The organism is Streptomyces sp. NPDC014801, assembly GCF_043082085.1.
In the GTDB taxonomy this organism is placed as follows: domain Bacteria; phylum Actinomycetota; class Actinomycetes; order Streptomycetales; family Streptomycetaceae; genus Streptomyces.
This window is the reverse complement of record NZ_JBIBXG010000029.1, coordinates 1-23613: the sequence shown is the minus strand read 5'-3', so window position 1 is coordinate 23613 and position 23613 is coordinate 1. Positions and strand designations below refer to the sequence as shown.

Genomic DNA, 23613 nt, shown 5'->3' with positions numbered 1-23613 from the left:
GGTGCTGGACCGGTACCTGCACCACCTGCGGACGCCCCCTGCCCAGCCCTCGGAGCATCAGCAGACAGCCCAGAACCTAACGAAGCACTACTAGGATCTCTGGATGTGGCACACACTTTCGAAGACCTCGTGAACATGCAGCGTACCGCCGACGAAGCTCACGCCGAGGTGCTGCGGCTGCGCGAGGAGTACGGCCGGCCCGCCGCGAGCGAGTGGAGCGAGGAGCGGACCGCACTGTATGGCAAGGCGTGGCGGGTCTGGCGGGAGCGCGCTGAGCTGGTGCAGGCCGCGGTCACCGTCTTCGCGCAGGCTGAGGGGCGTGGCCGGTACGACGTCGAGATGGACGTGAAGAAGGCCGTGCGGCATCCGGCGCCGGATGAAGCGTGATCTTGGTCAGCGGGTGGAGATCCGGTACTCGCCCACCCAGAGCGGATCGCTCGCGCTGTCGTCGGCGGGCTCGGGCTGCCGGGGCGGCCGGGCGGCCGACCAGGGTTCGACTTTCCCCTGGTGGCGGTCGATCTGCCGGCGGGCGCGCTCGCGCAACGGGTACGGGCGGTGGGTCATGATCCCCAGCATGGCAGAGCGCTACGAAGGCTTGGGCCAGGTCGTCAACCGGGTGCCGGTCTCTTCGTCGGTGAGGGTGATGCGGACACCGGGACGCCCTTGTTCGCCCACCAGCTGCGTGAACTTGCCGCGCGCCACCGGCAGGCTGTTCCACCAGCCGTGCAGCACCGAGCGGCCGCCGGCCTCCATCATGAGGTGGTAGCGGCCGGCGTCAGTCACGACCGCCCCGCGCCTGCGGCGATCCGCAGGTGCGGGCCGCAGACGTCGATCCAGCGGTACCCGGGACCGGGAAACTCACGGACGGTCGTGTACGAGGCAGGCGTGGCGCAGGCGATGCAGCGCCGTCCCCGGCGCAGCCTGTCAGCCCAGTCGGGTGGGAGCCGCCCGCCCTCGGGTGGCGGCGTCGGCTCGAGGCCGGCGGGGTTGAGGCCGAGGGCGTGGGTGATTGCGGGGCCGTCCACTTGCTGCTCCTCCATGGCCCCCCAATGGCACTGGTCACCCCTCATCCTAGAATCGAACGTATGACCGATCCAGTTTCGCCGCGCCTTGCGCTGCTCCGTTTCCTGGAACGCGTGCAGGTGCGGGACCTGGAACGGACCCGCCGGTGGATCGCCGAGGAGGAGCGCCGCGAGGACGAGCGGCAGCGCGGGATGCAGGCGCGGCCGCCGGAGCCGGATTGGCTGATCCAGTACGGCCTGAACCGCAAGAACATCGACTGGGTCCACACCGGTGACTGCTGGGCGGCAGCGAAGAGCGGCCGGTGCCAGCCCGCCACCCGGCAGCAGGCTGTGGAGGCGCTGCGACAGCAGGTCCCGGCGTGCGTTCACTGCCGCCCCGACACCGCGCTGGGCGTCCTGGACTGAGCACGGGAGCGACCGGCCGCCCGACCCGGGTGACGCTGAAGGCCGGGCAACGTGGCGCGCGACCAGGACGTGGCGCTGCCGGTGCTGCGAGTACTCGTCGATGGCGTCGCCGTCTGTCCGCACTGCCAGCTGGACAGCGAGCTCGGCTATCGGGGGGGTGAGGTCAGGCCCGGCGGAACAGGCAGACGAGCGCGACCCGCTCGCCGGTCATAGCCTTCCCCTCGGCGGCTGCCATGTGGGCCAGCGTCCAGCCCTCGCCCTCCACCGCCTGGATCTGCTCGGACATGCCGAGCATCGGCGCGGTCGACTTGCTGTTGGTGTTGGCCTCAATGAACTTGTAGACGAGCACGGTCTGCCCGCGCTCCCGGGCCTTTCGCGCTTCAGTCGCAGCCATCTGGCCCTTGGCGTCGTTGATGAACCCCATGACCCACCCCTGGATCGCGACGACAGAGGGACTCAGTGTGGTCCCTCTGTCACGGGGGTACGGCGAGATAGACCAATTCGTAATTCAAGCACTGCGCGGCTTGCGGCCCGGGGTCTTCTTGGCGGTGGTCTTCTTCGCTGCGGTCTTCTTGGCGGGCTGCTTCTTCGCCGTCTTCTTCGGCTGGGGCAGCTCGTGCACGTCGGCGTGGCCGACCTGTTCACCGCGCGAGGCCTTGGCCTTCTCCACCGAGGCGTTCAGTGCGGCCATCAGGTCCAGGACCTGCGCCGGCTCTTCGGGTTCCGGTGCCTGCGGGATCGGTTTGTCCTCGCGTTTGGCTTCGATGATCTGTGCGATGGCCTCGGTGTACTCGTCGTGTGCGTCGAGCTCGGCGAGGTCTTCGACGGTCATGGTGTCCATGAGGGTGAGGGCGCGCTCGATCTCCTCGTCGGAGAGGTCCACGGATGGCGGGAGGAGTTCGTTGGGGCTGCGGATCTCGTCGGGCCAGCGCATGGAGTGCAGGACCAGGGCGTCGTCGCGGACCCGTAGCATGCCGAGCCGCTCGCGTCCGGACCAGGCGTACTTGGCGATGGCGACCTTTTCCGACCGGCCGAGGGCCTGGACCAGCAGTTTGTATGGCTTGGCGGCGACCTGGCCGCTGGCTTGGAGGTAGTAGCCGTCGCCGATCTGGAGGGGGTCGATGTCCTCGGCGGGTACGAACGCGACGATCTCGATGGCTTTCGCGGTGGGCAGGGGCAGGTCGCGCAGTTCCTCGTCGGAGATCGGCACGATCTGCGCCGGCGCGTGCTTGGTCTCGCGGCTCACCTCGTACCCTTTGCCGATCTCCGCGTTCGACACCTCGCGGTCCTCGAGGTCGCAGAACTTGCGCACGCGGACCCGGCCGCCGTCCTGAAGGTGGTACTGGTGGAAGCGGATCGAGTGGTCCTCGGTCGCGCTGACCACGTTGATCGGCACGGTGACCAGGCCGAAGCTGATGGCGCCAGACCAGATGCTGCGGGGCATGCGGTGTCCTCCGTCTGTAGCCCCGAGCACCACCAGCCTAGGAGCGCCACGCACCTCGCGCAGCCTCCCGCCGGCCCCTTCAGGCCCAATGGGCGATGACCGCCGGAACGCGTCCCACCGCGCAAGGGCGGCGAGAGCGACGGCGGACCGTTTGGCCGTGCTCATTGCGATGCTGCGAAAGCCGTGTGGAAAGGATGGGCCGTGAGGTGGACGCTGCCGGAGCCGATGCTGAGCACTTCCGTCTCCACGCCGGATCTGCGCAGCCGGGCTGGGCCGCGGAGCCGAAGTGAGACGGTTACCGCGCCCAGCTCGCCGTGCACGCTGACCGACGGGTGCTCCTGCGCTCCAGGGACGGACATGACGGCCTCCTTCCCCAAGATCCGAACAGCGACCCTCGAGCAGATACCGGCCTGGACGGCGAGCTGGTGGTATGGGAAGAAGGCCGGCTCGCGTGCGAGCGGCTTCAACAGCGCTTCGCCCGCCACCGGGACCGGGGCGGGCGGCGCAGCACGCCATTGGCCGGCGCACTACGTGGTCTTCGACCTCGTGCACGCAGGCGCGGACCTGACCGGCCGGCTGTACGAGCGGCGGCGCGCGACGTTGTAGGCGCTCTTCGCGGACCCCGTACGGAACGCGGTGATCTTCCAGTCGGTGGGGGACGTCCGGGCGATCAGATAGATGTGCTCGCGCACCTCGTCACTGATCGTCTTGGGGCGTCCCCTGCTCCATGGGCTCCAGCGCTTCAAAATCCCGCTCGTTGAACGCGTGGATGACATCACGGACGGAGTCCTCGCCGACTTGCACCATCGTGGTGATGTCCTTCACCGACTGGCCCTGAACGGACATCAGCACCACGATCGCCCGGCGGAGTTTCACCGGGTCCTTCGCGGTCCGGCTGATCCGCGGCAGCTTCCGGCCCTCATCCATCGTGACCGGCCGGACGAACACACTCGGACGTCGTCCAACGTCACCCCCAAGACCCGGTTTTGGAGACAGTCTGCTGACCGACGTGAAGCAAGTCGCGCGACCGGGCTGGGCACTTCGGCTGGCGAGCCCGGCAGCGGGCAGTTTGCGAACAGGCCGCCAGTCATACCGTCGGCGGATCCAGGGCGACCCCGTCACGGAACCGGAACCCCAGGGCATGAACAAGCGCGAAGACCAAGTCCTCCGCCAGCGGATCAGACTCAGCCACCAGGGCGGTCCCGAGCGCCACCGGGTCCGGCTGAAGACCAGCCCGTCGGGCCCAGGCTTCAGCCCGCTCACCTACTTCGACCGCATCACCGATCCACTCTCCGGGGAGGCCGTAATCCCGGGCCATCTCCGGCGACAAAGCACATTGCCATGACAGGCCATCGGGATGCGCTGCCTGAACGGTCGCGAAATCACTGTCAACAACATGACAGACCAGGACAGAAGCGCGCGTCTCATCGAGAATCGAAGAGTCCGGATCCGCAATGGGACAAGCTTGCAGGATCTGCCACTCGCCATCGCGCGCCCACCACAACGGCACACAGTCCGACGCACGCATCGCCGCCGACTGCGTCAGCGGTCGGCTGCCTCGCGCCACGATGAAAGATCCCGAGAACCCCATGACCGGGCACCATAGCCGCGATCACTGACAGCGTTGATCACCCGGCCAAGGCTGGGTGACAAGCCACTACCCGAGGTCGCCTTGGTGTTGCCGACAACAACCAGCTGGGTAACAAGGAGCAGCACTCGCCGATTTCACGGATTCTCGTCAGCTCGGCCAGGGCGAGGGCGTGATGGGCGCGAGGCCGGCCGTGATGTCTCGTGAGCAGCAGGGGTCTGTGGCGAGAGGACGGGCGCCAGAAGCCCTGGAGCTGGCTAGACAGGTCGATGCCGTTCCCCGGTGTTGAGGCCGTCCCGATACAGGGCGGGGCTGAATGCCCTGGAGAGATCTGCCGGAGCAGTTCGGGCCCCGGCAGACCGTGCACGGACGTCACGCCGGCGAGCCCGGTGGACGACGCTTCCCTTGCCTACTAGGGCCGCGCCCGCGGGCCGGACAGCACGAACGAAGATGACGCGCTTCGCTTCCGCGGTCGGGCTTATCCCATCGCCGCCCGGTTCACCATACCTACCCTGTCCTCTTGCAGCTGCCGGTTGCCTGAAAGCTCAGTTCTCCGACGGGATGCGTGTGGCGGTATCGTTGGCCAGCCGGTCCGCCTCAGACGAAACCTGCCCGCTCTCCTGCCCCACGGTCACCAGCAACCGCACAAGATCATGTGCTTCCTTAAGGGTCAGCAGCGCGAGCCGACGGGCTGTTGATTCCACGGGCGCAAAGTTTGACCGGAAACCGTCGCGGCTGCTGCTTGATCGCCAGCGGGAAGCTGACATTCCTGTGCCCGGCTACTTGGGCCTCTCCACTGCCGTGGCGCTGGCACAGACGGGGCGGGTGCGGGCGGCATAGGAGCGGGCGGCCACAACGAGGCCGATGCCCAGACCGGCGAATGCCAGGCCGCCGAACTCGACCATCCAAGTGATCCCCGAAGTGGTGGTGAACGGCGGGGACGGCTTGATCTCGGGCAGCACGCCGACGGCCATGAGCGGGGCCATGACGATGAGGACGGACCCGTACATCGCCAGGGGGATGCCGGTCAGCCAGGCCGGGATCAACGGCAGCAGGCGCGGGACCCGTCGTCCGGACAGGACCACCGTCCAGCGGGGGAACACCTGCCCCCATGTGTACAGCAACCCCAGCAGCAGGAAGCCCCCGACCATCGCGGCCAGCACGGTCACGTCAATCCCAGAGAACGCCCACAGCCGGCGTGCGACGCCGGACAGCGGCTCCTTGCGGTTCTTCTCGGAGCCGTTCGTCCGCTTGGCCACAGCCCGCCCTTCCTTCGCCCTGACGACAACGCGCAGCGTAGTCCAGCTGATTGAGGTGGGACGGGCGTGCTGGCTGTCCGGCTGCTACGAGCGCAGTGTCGGGCGCAAGGTCCGGGGCCTTCTCCGTTGCCGGTCGCACAATTGAGCCCGGGCCGGGCGGTGGATCGCTACGCTGGTCGCAGGTGCGGCGCTCCCCCCGTGGCGCCGCACCTCCCCGCTTTCATAGGCGCGCCGGTACCGCCGCGACAGGCGGGCATCGGGCGTCTAGCCGCCGCTGGCCTGGTCCCCCTCGCCGTCCCGGCGGACAGGCCCGACCAGTGCTTCGGTCTCCTGGAAGAGCCGGTCCGTGGGGGTGAAGTCCCCCAGCTCGACCGCGAGCGCGGCGCGCACGAATGCGGTGAGCTCGATACTCCCCTTGCGTACCTCGAAGATGCGCAGCACCCCGCCCGAGTACGCGGCGTGGTGTCGGCACCTGGCCTGCACGCAGTACTCCTCGGCAGCCTGGGCGAGCCGCATGAAGGGGGCGTCCTTCTCATCGGTGACCTGGGCGGGACAACCCAGGTGGTCCAGCGTGATCCGGGTGTGGGCGCGCTTCTCGGCCGGGCGGATGGTGAGCCGTCCGCCGCCGGGCGTGAGATAGCGGCCGGGCGTCACCAGGCCGTACGGATGGATCAGCGGCAGATCCTTGTCCACCACGTGCTGGGCGGGCAGTCCGTCGTACTCGAAGTAGGGGCCTGCAATGCCGTTGTGCTCGATTGCCATGCGGTCCTCGTCTCGGTCGCCAGGCGAGCGCCGGGCCGTCACGCGCTGGTGACGGGCACGTTCCGCAGCAGTGCGGCGGTCATCGCCAGGAGCGTCTCCGCCTCGGCCCGGTCGTACTTGAAGGTCTTGGTGACCGCGTCGTTGTGCAGGGCGCCGCAGGTCTGGCTGTAGAGGGCGTCCTGGATCCGCCACCACCGCTCGGTCTGGTTGCACTGGTTGGCCTGCTTCCTCGATCCGGGGTTGTCCCAGGTGACGTTCTCCCGGACCCACTCCAGCGCCCGCCTGACCTCCAGGATCGACGCCCGCACCTCGTTCGCGGTCAGCAGCCGCTGTGCCTCCCGCAGCGTCCGTCCAACCTCGTCCCGTTCCGGGTCGCCGAGCGGGTACGGCACGGCCATCTCGAACGCCGCGGACGGCCCCAGCTGCGCCAACTGCTGTTCCCACCGGCTCTTGGCGATGGTGATGTGCGCCGTGTCCTGGGTGCTCCCCGGATACCCGGGCGCCTGCGGCAGGGTCGCGTTGAGGTCGATCTCGAAGCGGACGTCGCCGGTGCGGCCCTCCTCGATGGCGTGGACCTGCAACGAGGTCAGCGGGAACGACAGGTTCACGCGGTGGACGGTGATCTTCGGGGTGTACGCCAGGTTCGCCGTGGTCCGGGCGAGCCGGGAGCGCTGCCCCGTCGCCTCGAAGCCGAACAGGTCCGCCTCCAGGGCGAGGATCTTCCCGGCCTCGGTGAAGGGCGACACCCCGACAGCGAGCTGGACTCTCAGCTCGTGGGCTCCCAGTGCGCGGTGCAGCCACGTCTGGTCGCTGCTGACTTCCACGGTGAACCGGATGTCGTCGTCGAAGCGGAGTTCCTGCATAGCTCCCCCAAAGGGCGTGTCGATCACCCGATTCTGCCGGGCGGGCGGCCGCATCACCGCCAATTTCCCCCGGCCGCGGGCTCCAGCCCGCAGACCCTGACGGGCCCGGCTCCAGCCACTCAGGCCGCGGTGCCGTCCGGCGCGCACGGCCCCGGCCCAACACCTCCTGTCCGCGCCGGGCGGTACCGCGGGGAGCGGGGGTCAGGGGGCCGGCGTGCTTTCATCCTGCGACGCCCCAGGCCTGTCCATCGTCCGGGCTGGCAAGTCGTTGGTGTTCCGATCGGGCGGCTTCGAGCAGGCGTCTCCAGGACGTGACCAGGGGGCGCCGTCGCAGGAGAGCCCGCCGCTCACGCTCGGTCATGCCGCCCCAGATTCCGTGCTCGATGCGATAGTCGAGGGCATAGGCCAGGCACTCGGTGCGCACCGGGCAGCCGGTGCAGAGGGCCTTGGCCCTGTTCTGGGCCGCGCCGTCCACGAAGAGCTCGTCCGGATCAGCGGTTCGGCAGACCGCTCGCTTACCCCAGTTCTCCTGGTCTTCCCCATTCACCCCGACGCCGTCCTCTCCCCGGTCCGGCCCGCTGCCCTCCCCTGGGCAGGCGCAGTCCGAGAACGGTACGGCAAACGCCTACGGCATGGGACATCGCCGCATTGCGGCAATCCCTTCGGGTGAAGGGGCCTTGACTAAGGCCCCTACGCTCGTGACCCCCTCAGCCGGTGCCCGAGCAACCGGGCATCACGGGCAACGATGCCTCGCCCGTCAGGGCACTGGTGCGCCGGCGGATCGCCGCGAACATCTCGGCGCGGTGCTTCCTGATCGGGTAGTCGATCCGGTCGTAGCGCAGTTGGAGAGCGGCGCTGCGATCTGGAGACTTCAACAGGACCAGGCCGAGGCTACCCCCGGGCGTCAGGTCGCGGTGACCGCACAGCTCCAGCGGCAGACCATGCTCCGGGTCGGTCAGGGCCTGCACCAGCTCGGCGCGGCGCAGGGCTGTCTCGGAATCGTGCTCGAGCTGCAGGATCCACCACTCCCCCAGCCGCGACTCGTGGCCGGTGACGACCTGGGGGACGGCGACGGTGTGGAGGAGTCCGAGGCGGCGCAGCAGCCCGCTGGGGAGCCAGGCGGCGTCCCGCCAGATCTTCTCGTAGATAAGCGGCTGCCGTTCGGTGTCCCACTGCTTCTCGTAGGAAGTCCAGGTGTCGCCGGCCAGCCAGCAGGCCTCTCCCCCGTTGCTCTGGATCTGCTGCGCAAGGGCTGCCTCGGCCTTCTGGAAGGCTCGTCGCGAGGGGCCGGTGAGCTGGATCCTGGTCGGCTGTCCGAGCCGACGGAGCTCGATGCCGCGATCGGTGCGTGCGCAGATCCGGACACCGTTGAGCCCGTAGATCTCGTCTCGTCCTACGCGCATCGGTGACCGGCAGGGCAGCAGTCCGCTCAGCAGGCTGTCGAGGCTGGCGTTGCTCTCCAGGTGGAGCCGGACGCCTTCTGAGGTGGGCTGCACGTACCGGATGCCGAAGGGGTACTCGAAGAAGTGCCGCTGGGTGTTGAGGACCCAGTAGAACACCTCCGACTCAAGCAGGAGTTGCGCGTGCTGGGCCGGCGCCGGGATGAGGGGCGCATCGGGCTGCACGGCAGCGACGGCGTCACAGGCGACCTGGCGGGGGTGCCGGTGTAGAGGGCGTACGTCCGGGCGCGGCTGCTGGTCTGGGTGGCCGACATGGCTTCAAGCACCTTTCGCTCCGCTCCGTCGGCCCTCGGAGCATGAGGAACAGGTACTGGCGTGCGGCGTTGCGGTCGATGAGACGGAACTGGTCGAAGCCGAGCTTCTTCGCCTCCGCCTGTGAACCCGTGGGCCGAGGTTCGCGTGAGGAGCAGCAGACCGATGCCGCAGGGCGTCACAGTAGTGGCGAGGCGCCGTGCTGGCAGCGCGCCACGCCGCGCCCCCATCGGCGCTTGCCGGTGGCGCGCTGTACCTTCCCTGATTCCGCTGGTGGCACGTCGGAGGCAGCCGTCGTTGACCAGGGAATTTCAGTCGCATGTCTGTGCCCCTTTCTGGAATCTCGGGTTACGGTTCGAACCTGTACGAGCGCGGAGGGGGACACTATGGAGGCCACTCGGTACGTCGGGCGTCCGCCGGGCATCGTGACCCGGGAGGACGGGCTGACCGACCGGCAACGCCGCATCGTCGACGCGATCCGGGCCAGCATCAGTGATGCGCGGCTACCCGCCGTCGATGCGGGAGCTCGGTCAGGCTGCGGGGCTCGCCAGCACCTCGTCCGTCGCGCATCAGATCGGCGCCCTGGTGAAGAAGGGCGTCCTGCGGCAGGACCCGAAGCGTCCTCGCGCTTACGTTCCCACCGCGACCGCCGGTCCCGAGGTCGACTTTGCCCTGGAGGCGAACCCCGATGCGTCCGACGCCTCGGTGGTCCATACCCCGCTCGTCGGGCGCATCGCCGCCGGCGTTCCGATCACCGCCGACGAGCACGTCAAGGACGTGCTGGCGCTGCCGAAGCAACTCGTCGGCAGCGGGACGGTGTTCGCGCTCACTGAGAGGGGGAATTCGATGATCAAAGCGCACATCATGGACGGCGACACGGTCGCCGTCCGCGCCCAGCCGAACGCCGAGAACGGCGAGATCGTCGCTTCTAGCGGGGTCAACTGTCGTGCGGCGTAGTCCCATGAGGATCAGTGCAGCTCAGCAGCAGTGCGAAGGACGCTACCGCGTGCAACAGGTGTGGCGCTATCACCTGATCAGGTAAGGGGCGCCCCCGTCTCGACGAGGCCCGCATCCCAGGCCGAATGCCAGTGCGGCGAGGACGGCCTGGAGCGAATGACCTACTGCTCCTCTGCTCCTCGCCACCCCGCGGCGGACGCCGATCTCGTGAGGCGCCCGCCAGCAGCCTTGATGCGACCGGCGCACGGGAGTGGGAGGCTCCCGGGATAGATCAAGGAGTCGTGCGGCCCGGTTTCGGAGTGCCTTGGAATGCGTGCCGCCGGCGATCGGCTGCGGGTGGAGATCTGGGACGACATGCACGACGCGGCCATGCCGTGGGAGCTGTGAGCCGAAACGCCGAGCGGCGGCACCATCTGGTGCCGCCGCTGGCAGGCTACTGAGCCTTACCGCCCGAAGGCCCCAGCCTCGATGAGGATGAGCAGGCCGTTGCCGATGCGGACGACGGGCAACAGGCTGTGACTCAGCGGCTGAGGGTCTTGGCGACGATGGAGCGGGTGGCGAAGTACTGGCCGGCCGCAATCCACACGGCGAGCAGAACGTGGAAGCCTCCGGGCTGACGATGTACACGGGACTGTGCGCACGCGGAGAGACTCTGGCTCGTGTGACTCACCCATCCGCTAGGACTAAATGCGACATCTCTGTCCATGTCAGATGATTTCTCACTGGAGGTGCTCTATGGAACGCATTGGACTGGCGGAGACCATCGAGGCCGTACGGGCTGAGCTCGCTTCAGCGATCACTGCTGGCGCAGCTTCAACCCTTCAGTTCCCCGTAGATGGAGTGCAGCTCGAGTTCAACGTGGCGGTCGAGAAGAAGGCCGGCGGAAAAGCAGGGGTGAGGTTCTGGGTGATGGAACTGGGCGGCTCGGCCGACTACCGCAATGAGGAGATCCAGAAGGTGACTGTCACGCTGGGCACACCAGTGGACGACCACGGCAGGCCAGTAAAGGTCCACCGCGGCTCCGACGACAAGCCCTGAGGCGGCGCGCCGGAGAGGAGCGGTAGTGATTGGCGCTGTGGAAGTGCTTCACGATCGCGGTGCGCACATCAGTCCGCGGTGGACGGTGGGCTCCGGTCATTTGATGGGCCCGTGCAAGGTACTTACCGCTGCCCACAACGTGGATTACCGCAGCGCACCGGGTGAGGGTGAACAACTCTTCATCCGCTGTCCGGACGGCCGTGAATACACCGCGCAGGTCATTCTTGTCAATGGACTGGATGGCCCTGACTTGGCGATCTTGGAGATCCTCGACTCCGACCTCACAGAAGGTCAGACACCCCAGTTTTCCTTTGCCCAGGTGGACCGTAATAGCCCTACACGGTTGATGGGCTGCAGCACGATCGGCTTCCCACGGTTTAAGGAAAAGTCCAGGAGCCCAACCGCACCGCGGAGGTCTTCCGCAGACCGGCCGCTGCGCGACACCGCCCATCTTCACGGGTACATCCCGCCTGGGGCGAACTTGGTCTCTGGCCTCCTCGAGCTGCAGGTCACGGCAGCTCCTGAGCCCCTGCCGGAGGCAAGTATCACGGGGTCGCCATGGGAGGGCATCTCTGGCGCGGTGGTTTTCGTGACCGACCAGCGGCAGTACCGAGCGCTCGGCGTGATTAGTGAGCACCACCGGCCGGAAGGCAGCTCCTCGCTGACACTGGTTCCGATCACCTCTCTCAACATGCTCCCCACCAGCGTGGCAGATCGCTGGTGGCACGAGCTGGGAGTTGCCGACGCAGCTAACCTCGTCCAACTGCCTCGGCCCGAGCCTCCTCCTGCCTATCACGAACGAATCAGGGAACTAATCCGGCGGACTCCGGTACTGCTTGACCGCGAGCAATGGCTGGCAGAGCTGACCAAATTCGCGACCAGCAGCCGGGGATACCAATGGGTGTCGGGTGGACCATGGGCTGGCAAGACGGCACTAACCGCGCACTTGATCAACAACTGCCCGCCGAACGTGGACTGCGTCGCATACTTCCTGATTCGTCGCCTGTCCGATGCCCACTCAGGGCGGTTCACTACAGTGGTCGGAAATCAACTCGCCTGGCTCCTGGGAGAAGAGCCACCACAGCCAGCTGACGATCCGGAGGCCTTCATCGCTCTGTGGCGGCGTGCCGTCGAGCGGGCCGCACAGAACAGTCGACACCTGTTGCTCGTCATTGACGGGATCGATGAGGATGTCAGTCGGAGCCTTGGCCGACCGAGCGTAGCCGCGCTAATCCCCACCATGGTTGGTGAACACGCACACATCCTGATCACCAGTCGGCGCAACTACCAGCTGCCCGCCGACGTCGATGCCGACAGCCCTCTGCGCGAAGTGCGGCCAAAGGAGCTACCGGACAGCCCGTACGCCGCTCGACTCGCCGAGGCAGCCCAGAACGAGCTCGAGTTGCTCCTGGATCGGCAAGGGGAACTAGCCTTCGACTGCATCGGCCTGCTCGCGGCAGCTGAGGGGGCATTGAGCATCGACGACCTTGTCCAGCTCACTCGTTTCGCCGGTCACTCTTCGCGGCATTACCGAATCCAGCGCCTAGTGACTGACGAGGTCGCGCGGGTGCTGGAGCCGGTCGGTGATCTGTCCCATACCCGTTACGTCTTCGCTCATGATCAGCTCCGCAGCGGCAGCGCGGAGCGGCTAGCGCAGGAGCTGAACCTCTACCGCCAACGCCTAGAGCGGTGGATGAACCGCTATCGGGAGGCTGGCTGGCCCGAAGACACGCCCTCGTACCTGCTTGACAGCTATCCCGACATGCTCGCGAGACACCAGCCGACCAAGCTACGTGATCTCGTGAGCGACTTCGGCTACCTCGACGCGGCAATCGCCCGGCTCGGGGTGGACCAAGTGCTCATCACAGCGCACAGCGCAAGCAATGTGGACCCCAATCTGACCGGGCTCAGTCGCTGCATTGGTCAGCAAGCCCATCACCTGCAGCCCGGCGACCCCATCCACGAATCCGGCTATGTGACCCGGCAGTTGGGAGCCCAGTTTCTTCGGCTGGGCGAAGCTGAACTGGCCCAGCGAGCTCAGCAACGGCTCGCGAGCCTGCTTCCACCCCAAGTCATGCCGCGCTGGACCACTGGACGCACATCACCCGCTCTACTTCATGCGGTACCAGTTGCCGTCGGGGCAGTGGCCCTGAGCGCTGAGGGCCGACGAGTAGTCACTGGTGGCGGAGTCAATGGCAGACCCGGAGAGCTCCTGCTGTGGGACCTCTGTGGTAAGCAGCCGACGAGCCGGCCACTATCTGGACACACCAGCTGCGTCACAGCGGTGGCACTCACGCCGGACGGTCATTGGGCTCTCACGGCTAGCCATAGTGATGGGCTTGGGAAACTGTTCCTATTCGGTCTCAGCAACGATCCTCCAGGCAGGATCAGGCTCCCCGACCTTGAGTGGACGTGGTCAGTGGGTATCAGTGCTGACGGCATGCTAGGGATGACCGGCGGTGGCACCTTGGTGATTTGGGACCTCGATCTCGTGGATTACATGCCGCTGCCCATCGATGAGAACAGTTGGGTTCGATCAGCAGCGATGAGCGCCGATGGTCGCCGCGTGATCAGCGCTGCGGACAACCAGGGAACGCCCGAGCTGCTGCTCTGGAGTTTTGTAGCCAACGGCTTTTTCAAAGAGTCACTCCCTGTCACAACGGATTCGGTGAGAAAGGTGGCGATCAGTGCTGACGGCGCTTGGGCTATCAGCGCAGGGGGCGACAAGGCCGGCAACGGGAAGCTGCTGCTGTGGGATTTGTTCCGCGCAACCAGCCAGCAGATGCTCGGCCACACTCGCGCAGCCTCGGCCGTGGCCATCAGCCCCGACGGCCAACGTGCGGCGAGCGGCAGTGGCACAGAGCTGCTGCTGTGGGACCTATCCGGCAGTCAGCCCACAAGCCAATCGCTTGCGGGCCATACCCGTGAAGTCGAGGCAGTGGCAATCAGCGCCGACAACAGTCTGGCCGTCAGCGGCAGCGCCGCGGAGATGCTGGTGTGGGATCTCACTATCGAGGAGCCGACAGCCGAGCCACTGCCCGGCCCGGCGGGCTGGGTTCGCGCGGTGGCGATGAGCGGCGACGGCCAGCGCGCCGTCAGCGGGGGCGGAGACGTGTACAGCCAAACCGGCGAGCTGTTGTTGTGGGACCTGTCTGGCGAACAGCCGCGAACCCAATCGCTCGTCGGCCCCGCCTTTGAGGTCCAAGCAGTCGCGATCAGCGCTGACGGCCAGCGAGCGCTTAGCGGCGGCGGCCCCAAGTACGGAGATTCTGCTGAACTGCTGCTGTGGGATCTATCCGGTGAACACCCGCGAAGTCAGGCACTGGCAGGGCACGCCAGCAAGGTTCAAGCGGTAGCGATCAGCGGCGACGGCCAGCGCGCCGTGACCGGCAGCAGCGAACTTCTGCTCTGGGACCTGTCTGGCAAACATCCCACCAGCCAATCGCTACTCGACCGCAGGGTCGAAACCGCGGTGATCAGCGCCGACGGCCAGCGGGTTGTTGCTGGCACCCGCTCACTGCTCCAGGAATCTGGGGAAGTGCTGCTGTGGGATCTAACCAGCCCCGAATCGACCCACCGGCCGCTGTCAATCCCTACAGCAACAGGCATCGCAGCTGTTGCTGTGAGTTCTGACGGCCAGCGAGCGCTGACTGGTGGCGGCGAAGGGCCCGGCGGTGCCGGGGAACTATTGCTGTGGGACCTCTCCGCGGAAGAGCCCGTGAACCGATCACTGCCAGCCGCCGTTTGGGTGAGAGCAGTAGCGATTAGCCCGGATGGACGCTGGGGGATCAGCTGCAGCGGTGGCGAGGTAACGGTTTGGGATATCGAATCAGCGAGAAGTATCCGGACCCATACAGACGGCCTGATCACCTCGGCCAGCGTGGCGCAACCCAGCACCGACACCTTGAGCTTGATGATCGGCGAGTGGGCAGGAACCGTCACCGCATGGACCTTGCTCCCTTGGTGAGGCCAATCCGCTCCGACGCGGACAAGGAGTTTCAGACCACGCAAGACTGACTATTGCGATCCAATGAAAGGCCCGTCATCCGTGCGGTCGGCACCTGCCCGACGTCGACTCTCCACGCTGGTTGAGGGTCCGGGTCAGCTCACGATTGGCTTCCCGAGCCGCCGCCAGCTCGGCCTGGCTCTCTTCCAGGGCCTCGGTCAACTCGACGTTGCGCTGCTCGAGCCGCGTGATCGTTCGCTGAAGCTCCTCGATGTCGGTGGGCGCGCCAAGGCCCGACTCGCGCCAGGCCAGCTCGCCCAGTTCCTGGGACAAGCGCCTCTCCAACTGCTGAATTCGGGCGGACAGGCGGACCGTGCGGGCCTGCGCGTTCGCGAGATCGGCCTGGAGCGAGGCCCTGCTCACCGCAGAGGCACCCGACGCCGGGTCCCGCTCGACCGGCGCCAGCTCGGCAGCGTGCACCAATGCGAGTAGATCCCGGTGCCGGTACAGAAAGGTCCGGTCCACCCCGGCCTGACGGGCGATGCCCGAGACCGTGATGCGGCTCCCCTTCTGCGTGGCAGCGTTGACGGCCTTCACGACCCGCTGGCGGCGCCGGTCGCCGTCCGCTTCGCGGCCGGCGCTCATCGCGGAACTCACGTATCAGTCCTCCTCGGCCGGACGTCGGGCAGGGGCTGGCCGATGCGAGGCATCCCCAGCATCACGCTGCGCCCGCGGCGGATGACCGAGACCGCCTGCTGGATTTGCGCCTGCTCCTCCGCGGTGAGATCGTCCAGGTCCGCCTTGACGCGGTTGATCAGTCGGCGGACCCGGCGGATCTCCTCCTGGGACGGCATCGCCTCGGCGCGTGCCCAGTCGTCCGCTTCGAAGGCGGACATCAGCTTCTCGCGGCTGCGCAGGAGGTCTGCGTGGTACGCCTCCAGGTCCGGCAGGTAGGAGACGTCGGTGTGGAAGTGTTCGCAGCCCAGGCAGCGGAAGCGCAGCGGGCAGCTGTGCCCGCCGGCCGCCACGTTCGTGGGTTCCCTGCACAAGCCGTACGCCGTGGCGACCTCGCCGATCTCGCGCCGTACGTGCTCGGATTCCAAGAGCCCCTGAACCTGGCGCCACACCCGCTTGCCGTGCCGGTCGAACTGCATGACCGCGACCCGGTCGATGGCTTCACGACGCCGGTCCTGGCCGATGCGGTAGTACGCCTGGCTGGTCTGCAGCTGGCGATGGTCCATGAGGTCCTTGAGGACTTCCGGCTTGACTCCCGCGTCGGCGTGCCGCTGGGCGAAGCTGTGCCGGTACGCGTACGGAAAGATCTTGCCCTTGTCGAACGGCAGGAGCTTCGTTGCGACTTCGCCGTCCAGTTCCACCTCGATGGGCACGAGGAAGTCTGGCAGGGCCCGGACCCAGTTCCGGTGCTGCTCCCAGATACCGGAGATCGGCTTGGTCCCCCACGCGTTGGCGACCGGAGAGGGCAGCAGCCTCAGATCGGACTCCCGTTCCCCCGCCTCCTCCCGCGTCCGGGCCAGCTGGACCAGGGCGTGCGTGTTGCCGTGGTCGGCGGCCTGCCGGGCGAAGATTTCGGCGTCCTCCCACTCCCCCGCCCGCTCTCTCATCCGGGCCAGGATGGACAGCGCGCTCGTGTCGCCGTGGTCGGCGGCCTGCCGAGCGAAGATTCCGGCGCCCTCCCGATCCCCCACCTCCTCCCGCAGCCGGGCCAGCTCGACCAGGACGACCGCGTCGCCGCGCTTGGTGGCCTGTCGGACGAAGGTTTCGGCGCCCTCCCGATCCCCTGCCCGCTCCCGCATCCGGGCCAGCTCGACCAAGGCGCCCGGGTTGCCGTGGTCGGCGGCTTGCCGGGCAAGGGCTTCGGCACTCTCCCGAGACCTGGCCCGCTCCCGCAGCCGGGCCAGCAGGGCCAGGGCCTCCGTGTCTCCGTGGTCGGCGGCCTGCCGGGCGAAGGCTTCGGCACTCTCCCGATCCCCCATCTCCTCCCGCATCCAAGCCAGCAGGGCCAGGGCCTCCGTGCCGCCGCGCTCGGCGGCCTGCCGGGCGGCGGTTCCGGCGCTGTCTCGGTCCCCGGCCTGCTCGCGTAGCCACGCCAGGACGTATAGAGCCTGAGTGTTTCCGTGGCTGGCGGCCCGAAGGCGGGTGGTGGGCCCAAAGCAGGCGGTAGCGCTGCTGGGCTGCAGTGGCGAGACTGTTCAGTTCGTCGGAGTGGGTGAGGTGGGTGTAGCGGCGTGCCAGAAGGAGGCGGGTGGACACAGGTGCCAGCGGGTGGTGCGTCCGTGTTGCTCCAGGTAGTCCGCGAGGCGGAATACCGGCCCCATCGGTTGCGGGGGCGGGGCGTCGGCGGGTGTGGACGGGTCGAGTGGGCGTCGTTGTGGCCGTGGGGTGATGCGGCTCAGTGGGGCGTGCTTGCCGTGAACCCGTGTGGCGAGTTCGGCGTAGGCCTTGTCCGCCCAGTCGTCGGTGAGCTGGTTCCAGTCGCTGTCGTGCAGGTAGTCGGGGGCGGCGTCGGTGAGGAAGGCCTGCGGCAGGTGCGGGCCGACGCCGAGGCGGCGGGCGTCCATCGCCGCCTCCAAGAGAGCTCGGGCGGCCGGGCTGCCTGTCTGGTAGCGCTCCAGGAGCGCGGGGCCTCCTGCCAGGTCCTGGGCAAGACGCCCGTCGGTCCCGGCTCGGGTGAGAGCATCGGCCAGCAGCCGGTCACCGCCCTCGGCCAACTCTCTCGCCTCGTCCAGCGCGCCGGAGTCGAAACAGTTGGGGATGCTCACGATGCGGCCCGCGAGCAGCTCCCTGACCCGGCTGTGTGGATCGGCCCCTTCTGGGGTGGGTGGGGCGATGTACTGGTTGGCGTAGTCGGGCCACAGGGTGCCCAGAACGAGGACCGGTCCGCGCTGCGGGTCGGTCAGTAGAGCATGCACGGCGGCAGCGATCTCCTCCCCGGCCGACGGGTCGCCGAGGTAATGCTGGGCTTCGTTCAGCCACACCACCGTTTGCGGGCCGACCCGGTGCAGATCTTCCAGAGCGGCCCTCGCGCGGGTGGGGTCGAAGGGGTGCCACAGCCTCCAGCCCCCGTCCGCGAGTGGCTGCACAGCCTCCCAGCACGCACGCGTCTTACCCGTCGAGGACTCGCCCACCAGCACCACCATCTGGCTGTGTCCCTGCGGAGCCTGCCGCACGGCCTCCGCCAAGAGACGGTCGTGTTCGCGGCGTACATATCCGGGCAGTGACCGCTATCCCGGCAGACCAGGGCCGTCATGAGGGGTGCCGGCGGGATGGACCTCCAGGGCGTGCGGATCCCATTGGCCGATCGGCCGCCCCGGCCCAGGCCTTTCACCGTTCCCGCCGCCGGCCGCGACCCGCTGAAGCTCGAGCAGCTCCCCTACCGGCAGTCTCAGCGGGGCGGCCAGTGAAGTCACCGTGTGCTCTGACGGCACCGGCCCGCCGTCCTGGAAGGCGAGCTGCACAGTGGTACGGCTCAGCTCTGTACGGGCGGCGAGATCCTTCTTCGCCAGCCCGGTCTTGGCCAGCCCTGCCGCCAGCTTCCTGCGCAGTTCCCCCAGAGCCGAGTCCGGAGTGTGCCCCGTCCGTTCCTCGTGCACGCGCTCGCCCCCCGGGTGTGATGTGTGCGCCGGTGTTCATCTTCGGTCCGGCGCACCATGGCGCACACCCATTTCGGCACCCTCACCCACGTCAACACCCCACCTCGTGCAGGGAGTCTGCCGTGAAGGTCGCCGTCGTCCTCATCGCCGTCGCAGTCGTGTTCGTCGTCGCGCTGCTGGCCGCCGCCGGCGCGGGCAAGCTTGCTCGCATGGATGGCGCCACCTACCCCGCCGCCCTCACCCGCGCCGCCACCACCTTCGCCGCGGTGCTCACGCTCACCGCCACCGTGGCCGGCGCCCTCGCCGCCGTCCTCGCCTGACCGCCACACGATGCCTTCGCCGCCTGGCCGCCCTCCCCGCACGTTCTACGTGCGCGCTCACAGCGGGGGCGTGGCGGAGGCCAACCAGTTCGCCCGCGAGTACGGGATCACCGGCGCCTGCGGCCCTTGAGCCGCTCCAGAGACGCCGGTACTCGACTTGCCCTTGCCCTGCCCTGCCCAGCGGTGGCTGTTGTCGGCCATGTCGGTGCTGGCAGGAGGGGCAGCGCGTCTTCACTTTGTCCCGGGGCCGACCGGGGCCCCATTACCGGGTGAGAACTGTGATCGGGCACTTTGGGGCAGTGGCTGAGACTCTGCGGCGTCGTCCGTGCAGGAGTGGCTGCGGGGATTGGGCGTAAGGGTGTCATTGCGCCCGATACGATCGATCGCCGCTTCGGGCGGCGCATGGGGATTACTTAAGACGTGGGGGCTTCGTCGTGTCCAGTCAGGTAGAACCGCTGCAGGTTGGAGATCCGAGCACTGTGGGGCCCTACCGGGTCGTGGGGCGACTCGGATCGGGCGGTATGGGCACCGTGTATGCCGCGCTCAGCGCGGGCGGCGAGCGGTTGGCCGTGAAAGTCGTGCATCCAGCGCACGCTGCGAACGCGGAATTTCGGGCCCGGTTTCGGCGGGAGGTGCAACTCTCACGACGGATTGCGGGGCCATGCTTGGTGGCCGTGCATGACGCTGACGTTGACGCGCCCTCGCCGTGGCTTGCGACCGCGTTCGCACCTGGCCTTACTCTCGACCAACACGTCAGCGAAATCGGGCCGTTGGCGGGGGTCAACTTGTACGTTCTGGCAGCTGGCACCGCGGCCGCTCTCGCGGCCGTACACGAGGCCGGCGTGATCCACCGGGACGTCAAACCGCAGAACATCATGCTGACCCCCTCGGGACCGGCCGTCCTCGACTTCGGCATCGCCCACGCTTTAGACGGAACTTCCGTCACCCGCACCGGCGTGATGACCGGCACGCCCGGCTGGATCAGCCCCGAGCATTACCGCACCGGTGCTGTCGGCCCACACGGTGACATCTTCGCCTGGGGAGCGCTCATCGCCTACGGAGCAACCGGCCGCCTGCCCTTCGGTACCGGGGCTGCCGATGCAGTCGCCTTCCGCGTTCTGTCGGCCGAACCCGATCTCGACGGCATCCCTGACGACCTTAAGTCCCTGACCGCAAGGGCCCTCTCCAAAGAGCCGTCCGACAGGCCGACAGCTGCGGACCTCGCCCGACAATGCGGACGCCTGTTGGCTGCGCAGACCACAGCCATCATCAGCCCCATTTCCCCGCCGCCGACCCTGATAGCTGACTTCTTCACTCTCCATTGGGACATACCGCCCGCCACTGATGTGCCATGGCCCGTGCCACCGCAGGGCAAAAGACGCACTCGCCTGTACGTCGCGGTCGTCGCTGCCGCAGGTATCGTGGGCGGCCTCGGTGGTGCCCTCGTCGCCGCCCAGCCCTCCTCAAATGCGGCGCGGCAGCAACCTGCAGCGGTCCACCAGCAGACACCGACGGTCGCTAGCCCCGAGCAGCAGTCCCCCACCACAAATGACAGTACAACCGCCCGCACCACGGATGCGGCTGCTCCCGCCTCACGCGCGTCGCAGGCTCCGTCGATGCCCTCCCCCGCTTACACCCGCACCGACACCCTCAAACCCACTGTCGATGAGTGGGCCGCTGCCCGGGTCCCGGCCACCCCAGCGGAGAAAGCCGCCGCGCAGCGCTTCATCACGGAGGCCACTCCGATTCTTGAAGGCAAGACCTACCTGGACGATGTCGTGACTGTCAGCTTCAATCCGGAGGCACAGACGATGTTCGTCACCTTCGGTCCGGGCACCTACCCCGAAGGGCAGGACTACCACGACGACCCGGACTACACGGACACCGTCCGCGCCCTCATGTTCGGCAGTTGCTCGGAAGCTCAGCAAGATTTCCGCGACCAAGAGGCCTGGGCGTACGGCCGGACAGCCGTCGTCTACCGCGAATCCATGGCCAGCCCCATCATCGCCGACTTCCGCGACGTCACCCACATCGACAGCTGCCGCGTGTGAAGTACTCACACGCTCACTCCGGCGGGCACCGCGACTTCGCCCCGGCGTGGTCCGGGCACCGCCGCTGACCGTAGACCAGTCGCATCGATAGGTTCCGCCGCCCGTGGCTTCTTCACCTGAGGGGAGGCGCGGGGGAAGCGACCCCCTGCCGGTCTGGTGCCGGCAGAGACAGGTACCGCTGACGCACCGGATGCCTGATGTAGCTGCCGGGGGGCAGGGCATGGCCATGCTCACCGCGGTCAGCTCGGGTTGCAGCGCAGGCCTTTAGTCGGCTTCTTCCTCGATCCAGTCAGCTGGTACGAGTGCTTGGTTGGTGTCGTGGCGCCGTCGCTGAGTCACGTTCGGTGCGAAGTCGGGGTGATCGAGGTCGGCGTCTTCCATGACGATGACTTGGAACTGGCCTTGTAGCAGGCGCAGCGTCCGATGGATTGCCCGGAAGGTGTATCACCGGCTCCAGGACCTCCTACGCCAACTCGCGGCGGGAGCAGCTGTCGATGGCTCCCGCCCCTCCTCCGTGTCTGCTGGGGGTCTCAGTTCTCTGGTTCTCTCGGCACGAGACGGGAGAAGAACTCCTTCGCGGCCTGGGCGTCGAGCCCCCCGTTCATGGTCGCGGATCGCCGCAGCGCTTCGCCGGAGACCTGAGCGGAAATGCCGAGCTGACGGTCCGCCTCGCTCATGATCTCGCCGAGGTACCACTGGGCCGAGGTCGGGAAGTGTTGGATGAACCAGCCGAGCATCTTCGCAAGGGGCAGCGACAGGATGAGGTCGAAGCCCTTGAGCTCACTGCCCCGGCGTTTGGCGACGCGGAGCGAGGTGGTGAAGTCCTCCAGGACGGCGTGGCGGATGGTCGGTCCGAGGGCGTCGGTCGGGATGATCTGCCGGAGGCTGTCGGCGACTTCGAAGGCGAGCTGGTCGGCTACTTCCCGCACGCTCGGTTCGTTGCGGTGCCGCAGGGCCCAGCGTTTGCGGAGGTCGGGGCGCTTCCACAGGTAGCGGAAGAAGGTCTCGCTGAACCGGTCGCGGATCTGCGCCGCTCCCGGGGCGAGATGGTGGCGGTCGCCGGCCGACATGGCCTCCTTCAGCCCTTCGGAGGAGCGGCGTCTGGCTTCGGCCCAGTCTTCGGCGACCGGGCGGGACCACTGGGCGCGACCGCCGACGGTCGCCTGCGGCAGGGGGACGTCGTTCTCGCCGCGGGAGATGTAGCCGCGCAGGGTAGAAGCCGTGATGCCGCCGAGCGCGGCCATCTCGGGTACGCCGAGCAGCCGGTCTCCGGTGAGTTCGGGGCTGGCCAGGTCGACGACGCAACGGTCCAGCGGCAGGGGGTCGTCCTGCTTTTGGTGGTGCTGCGCCCACCGGGTCAGGTCGTCGATCCAGTTCTCTGGTTGTGCGGTGGCCGGATCGAAGGTGGCAACCTTGTGCAGGTGCGCTCGGTCGGGGTGGGCGTGGCCGTCGAGCAGGTCTGCGGCGTGGACGGTGGCGGTGGCGCGGGCCTTGTGGCGGGCGTAGTCCTCAGTGACCGGGTCCCAGATCTGGCCGGGCCGGTACCAGGTGTCGCCGTCCCACCAGTAGCCGCCGGCCCTGAACAGCAGCGGGGCGCCGGACCAGTGGGTATGAAGGCTGGCGGTGTCCTCGTCGCGCAGCAGGAGGACGGTGCGCCCGTGGTCGGGGTGGTAGCGCACGGCCCAGCCCAAGTGGTGGGCGATCGGGTCGGTGGTGAAGGCCAGCCATCCTCCCTCGTGTGAGGTGTCGCAGCGGCCCCACATGCCCTCGCCCTTGCTGCGGCCGACGGCCTCGATGGCGTCGGGGCCTTCGTCGAGCGGCAGATGCGCGTCGTCGACGAACGGCAGACCGGGCACCGGGTGGTCGGTGCGCAGGCCGTTGGCGAGCGGACGAATGTCGTAGACCAACGTGTTCCCCTTCTCAACTTTACCGCTGTAGATGACTACAACGCTCATGATGCCAGTAGTACACGACTGGAAAGCAAATCGGTACAGCCACTTCAAGACAGGTTGTACAGCGCCCACTTGGCCTGAAAGCGCTACCGAGGCGGCACTCCGCCAACAGCTGCTCTGCCGCACATCGCCGCCATGGACTCGGAAAAGGCGGGGATCTGCTGATCACGTCCGTGTCATCCCGGCCGGTTGATCATGGAACGAGGAAAAGGCGGCACATGGCAACACGTCACGAGCCCTGGCCGTCAGCGATCGTCCCGACGGTGGCAGGTGTGCTAGGCGTCACCGCTCACGGCTTGACAGGACGGGAGATCGGCCAGCTGTTGGCCGTCCTGAAGGTGCCGGATGCCGACGGCACCAACTGCACCGACGCAGCACAGCCAAGCGGACGAGGAGTCCGTAGACTCCCGCGCATGGATGAGGGGATGGCGACAGCAGTGGCCGGCGCGGCAGGGCTGGTTGGTGCAGTCTTCGGTGGGGCCATCTCCGGTTGGTTCACCAAGAAGGCAGCGGACAAGGGAGCAGCCGCCACGGCTCAAGCCGCTCGCGATACCGGCGACAGAACCGTGCAGGCCGCTATCGAGGGTGCTAGTCTTCTGAGTCAGGAATTCTGTTCAGATAGCTGGCGAGGCGTTCGAGGATCTCGTCTGCGGTCTTCGTCCAGACGTAGGGCTTGGGATCGG

At 67.7% G+C, this 23613-nt stretch carries 23 protein-coding genes and 1 pseudogene; 8 read left to right on the top strand and 16 right to left on the bottom strand.

Features of this window, described 5'->3' with window-relative positions; genetic code table 11:
* Nucleotides 1–105 precede the first annotated feature (105 nt).
* Nucleotides 106–387, top strand: coding sequence for a hypothetical protein (locus ACF1AL_RS39210; RefSeq protein WP_391781369.1), 282 nt, complete (start codon nucleotides 106–108; stop codon nucleotides 385–387).
* Nucleotides 388–393: 6 nt separating this feature from the next.
* Here ACF1AL_RS39210 and ACF1AL_RS39205 read toward each other — a convergent pair whose 3' ends face one another.
* On the bottom strand, nucleotides 394–564 hold the full coding sequence (locus tag ACF1AL_RS39205) for a hypothetical protein (RefSeq protein ID WP_391781368.1): 171 nt from the start codon (nucleotides 562–564) through the stop codon (nucleotides 394–396).
* A 21-nt stretch (nucleotides 565–585) separates the two neighbouring features.
* Nucleotides 586–783 carry a hypothetical protein gene (locus tag ACF1AL_RS39200; RefSeq protein WP_391781367.1) on the bottom strand — a complete coding sequence of 66 codons (198 nt, stop codon included), beginning with the start codon at nucleotides 781–783 and terminating at the stop codon, nucleotides 586–588.
* Nucleotides 784–1085: 302 nt separating this feature from the next.
* Here ACF1AL_RS39200 and ACF1AL_RS39195 point away from each other — a divergent pair, with 302 nt between their 5' ends.
* Nucleotides 1086–1427: a DUF6233 domain-containing protein gene (locus tag ACF1AL_RS39195; protein WP_391781366.1), complete on the top strand. Its 342-nt coding sequence runs from the start codon at nucleotides 1086–1088 to the stop codon at nucleotides 1425–1427.
* Between the two features lie 163 nt (nucleotides 1428–1590).
* Here ACF1AL_RS39195 and ACF1AL_RS39190 read toward each other — a convergent pair whose 3' ends face one another.
* Together ACF1AL_RS39190 and ACF1AL_RS39185 are read right to left on the bottom strand one after the other, a co-directional pair.
* Nucleotides 1591–1851, bottom strand: coding sequence for a hypothetical protein (locus ACF1AL_RS39190; RefSeq protein ID WP_391781365.1), 261 nt, complete (start codon nucleotides 1849–1851; stop codon nucleotides 1591–1593).
* Between the two features lie 84 nt (nucleotides 1852–1935).
* Nucleotides 1936–2871, bottom strand: coding sequence for a Ku protein (locus tag ACF1AL_RS39185; protein WP_391781364.1), 936 nt, complete (start codon nucleotides 2869–2871; stop codon nucleotides 1936–1938).
* Nucleotides 2872–3228: 357 nt separating this feature from the next.
* Here ACF1AL_RS39185 and ACF1AL_RS39180 point away from each other — a divergent pair, with 357 nt between their 5' ends.
* Nucleotides 3229–3477, top strand: coding sequence for a hypothetical protein (locus ACF1AL_RS39180; RefSeq protein WP_391781363.1), 249 nt, complete (start codon nucleotides 3229–3231; stop codon nucleotides 3475–3477).
* Nucleotides 3478–3567: 90 nt separating this feature from the next.
* On the opposite strand, the gene ACF1AL_RS39175 is transcribed toward ACF1AL_RS39180, so the two are convergent.
* The 8 genes from ACF1AL_RS39175 to ACF1AL_RS39140 form a co-directional block, all read right to left on the bottom strand.
* Nucleotides 3568–3819, bottom strand: a complete 252-nt coding sequence (locus ACF1AL_RS39175) for a transposase (protein ID WP_391781362.1) — start codon at nucleotides 3817–3819, stop codon at nucleotides 3568–3570.
* A 139-nt stretch (nucleotides 3820–3958) separates the two neighbouring features.
* On the bottom strand, nucleotides 3959–4462 hold the full coding sequence (locus tag ACF1AL_RS39170; protein WP_391781361.1) for a hypothetical protein: 504 nt from the start codon (nucleotides 4460–4462) through the stop codon (nucleotides 3959–3961).
* Between the two features lie 542 nt (nucleotides 4463–5004).
* Entirely contained in the window at nucleotides 5005–5226 is a 222-nt protein-coding gene (locus tag ACF1AL_RS39165; protein WP_391781360.1) for a DUF6417 family protein, read from the bottom strand.
* A 12-nt stretch (nucleotides 5227–5238) separates the two neighbouring features.
* The gene (locus ACF1AL_RS39160) at nucleotides 5239–5718 is read right to left on the bottom strand and encodes a hypothetical protein (RefSeq protein ID WP_391781359.1); all 480 of its coding nucleotides are present in this window, start codon (nucleotides 5716–5718) and stop codon (nucleotides 5239–5241) included.
* A gap of 264 nt (nucleotides 5719–5982) precedes the next feature.
* A complete protein-coding gene (locus ACF1AL_RS39155; protein WP_391781358.1) occupies nucleotides 5983–6480 on the bottom strand; it encodes a DUF6420 family protein in 498 nt (165 codons plus the stop codon).
* A gap of 38 nt (nucleotides 6481–6518) precedes the next feature.
* Nucleotides 6519–7343 carry a hypothetical protein gene (locus tag ACF1AL_RS39150; RefSeq protein ID WP_391781357.1) on the bottom strand — a complete coding sequence of 275 codons (825 nt, stop codon included), beginning with the start codon at nucleotides 7341–7343 and terminating at the stop codon, nucleotides 6519–6521.
* Between the two features lie 220 nt (nucleotides 7344–7563).
* Entirely contained in the window at nucleotides 7564–7890 is a 327-nt protein-coding gene (locus tag ACF1AL_RS39145; protein WP_037817861.1) for a WhiB family transcriptional regulator, read from the bottom strand.
* Between the two features lie 160 nt (nucleotides 7891–8050).
* A complete protein-coding gene (locus ACF1AL_RS39140) occupies nucleotides 8051–8968 on the bottom strand; it encodes a hypothetical protein (RefSeq protein WP_391781356.1) in 918 nt (305 codons plus the stop codon).
* 473 nt (nucleotides 8969–9441) lie between these two features.
* On the opposite strand from ACF1AL_RS39140, the pseudogene lexA reads away from it, so the two are divergent.
* The 3 genes and pseudogenes from lexA to ACF1AL_RS39125 form a co-directional block, all read left to right on the top strand.
* Nucleotides 9442–9985: pseudogene (lexA, locus tag ACF1AL_RS39135) on the top strand (transcriptional repressor LexA); the annotation flags it as partial.
* Between the two features lie 762 nt (nucleotides 9986–10747).
* Nucleotides 10748–11050 carry a trypco2 family protein gene (locus tag ACF1AL_RS39130; RefSeq protein WP_391781355.1) on the top strand — a complete coding sequence of 101 codons (303 nt, stop codon included), beginning with the start codon at nucleotides 10748–10750 and terminating at the stop codon, nucleotides 11048–11050.
* Nucleotides 11051–11075: 25 nt separating this feature from the next.
* Nucleotides 11076–15017, top strand: coding sequence for a hypothetical protein (locus tag ACF1AL_RS39125; RefSeq protein WP_391828801.1), 3942 nt, complete (start codon nucleotides 11076–11078; stop codon nucleotides 15015–15017).
* Nucleotides 15018–15092: 75 nt separating this feature from the next.
* Here the strand turns inward: ACF1AL_RS39125 and ACF1AL_RS39120 are convergent, their stop codons facing one another.
* The 3 genes from ACF1AL_RS39120 to ACF1AL_RS39110 form a co-directional block, all read right to left on the bottom strand.
* On the bottom strand, nucleotides 15093–15653 hold the full coding sequence (locus ACF1AL_RS39120) for a DUF6262 family protein (protein WP_391781353.1): 561 nt from the start codon (nucleotides 15651–15653) through the stop codon (nucleotides 15093–15095).
* Nucleotides 15650–16990 (bottom strand): hypothetical protein, encoded by a 1341-nt coding sequence (locus tag ACF1AL_RS39115; RefSeq protein WP_391781352.1) that lies wholly within the window; start codon nucleotides 16988–16990, stop codon nucleotides 15650–15652. The genes ACF1AL_RS39120 and ACF1AL_RS39115 overlap by 4 nt, the downstream gene beginning before the upstream one ends.
* A 216-nt stretch (nucleotides 16991–17206) precedes the next feature.
* Nucleotides 17207–18097 (bottom strand): hypothetical protein, encoded by an 891-nt coding sequence (locus tag ACF1AL_RS39110; protein WP_391781351.1) that lies wholly within the window; start codon nucleotides 18095–18097, stop codon nucleotides 17207–17209.
* Between the two features lie 632 nt (nucleotides 18098–18729).
* Between ACF1AL_RS39110 and ACF1AL_RS39105 the strand changes: the two genes are divergently transcribed.
* Nucleotides 18730–18927 carry a hypothetical protein gene (locus ACF1AL_RS39105; RefSeq protein ID WP_391781350.1) on the top strand — a complete coding sequence of 66 codons (198 nt, stop codon included), beginning with the start codon at nucleotides 18730–18732 and terminating at the stop codon, nucleotides 18925–18927.
* Nucleotides 18928–19448: 521 nt separating this feature from the next.
* Entirely contained in the window at nucleotides 19449–20978 is a 1530-nt protein-coding gene (locus ACF1AL_RS39100; RefSeq protein ID WP_391781349.1) for a serine/threonine-protein kinase, read from the top strand.
* A 530-nt stretch (nucleotides 20979–21508) separates the two neighbouring features.
* Here ACF1AL_RS39100 and ACF1AL_RS39095 read toward each other — a convergent pair.
* The gene (locus tag ACF1AL_RS39095; protein WP_391781348.1) at nucleotides 21509–22933 is read right to left on the bottom strand and encodes a helix-turn-helix transcriptional regulator; all 1425 of its coding nucleotides are present in this window, start codon (nucleotides 22931–22933) and stop codon (nucleotides 21509–21511) included.
* Nucleotides 22934–23613 lie beyond the last annotated feature (680 nt).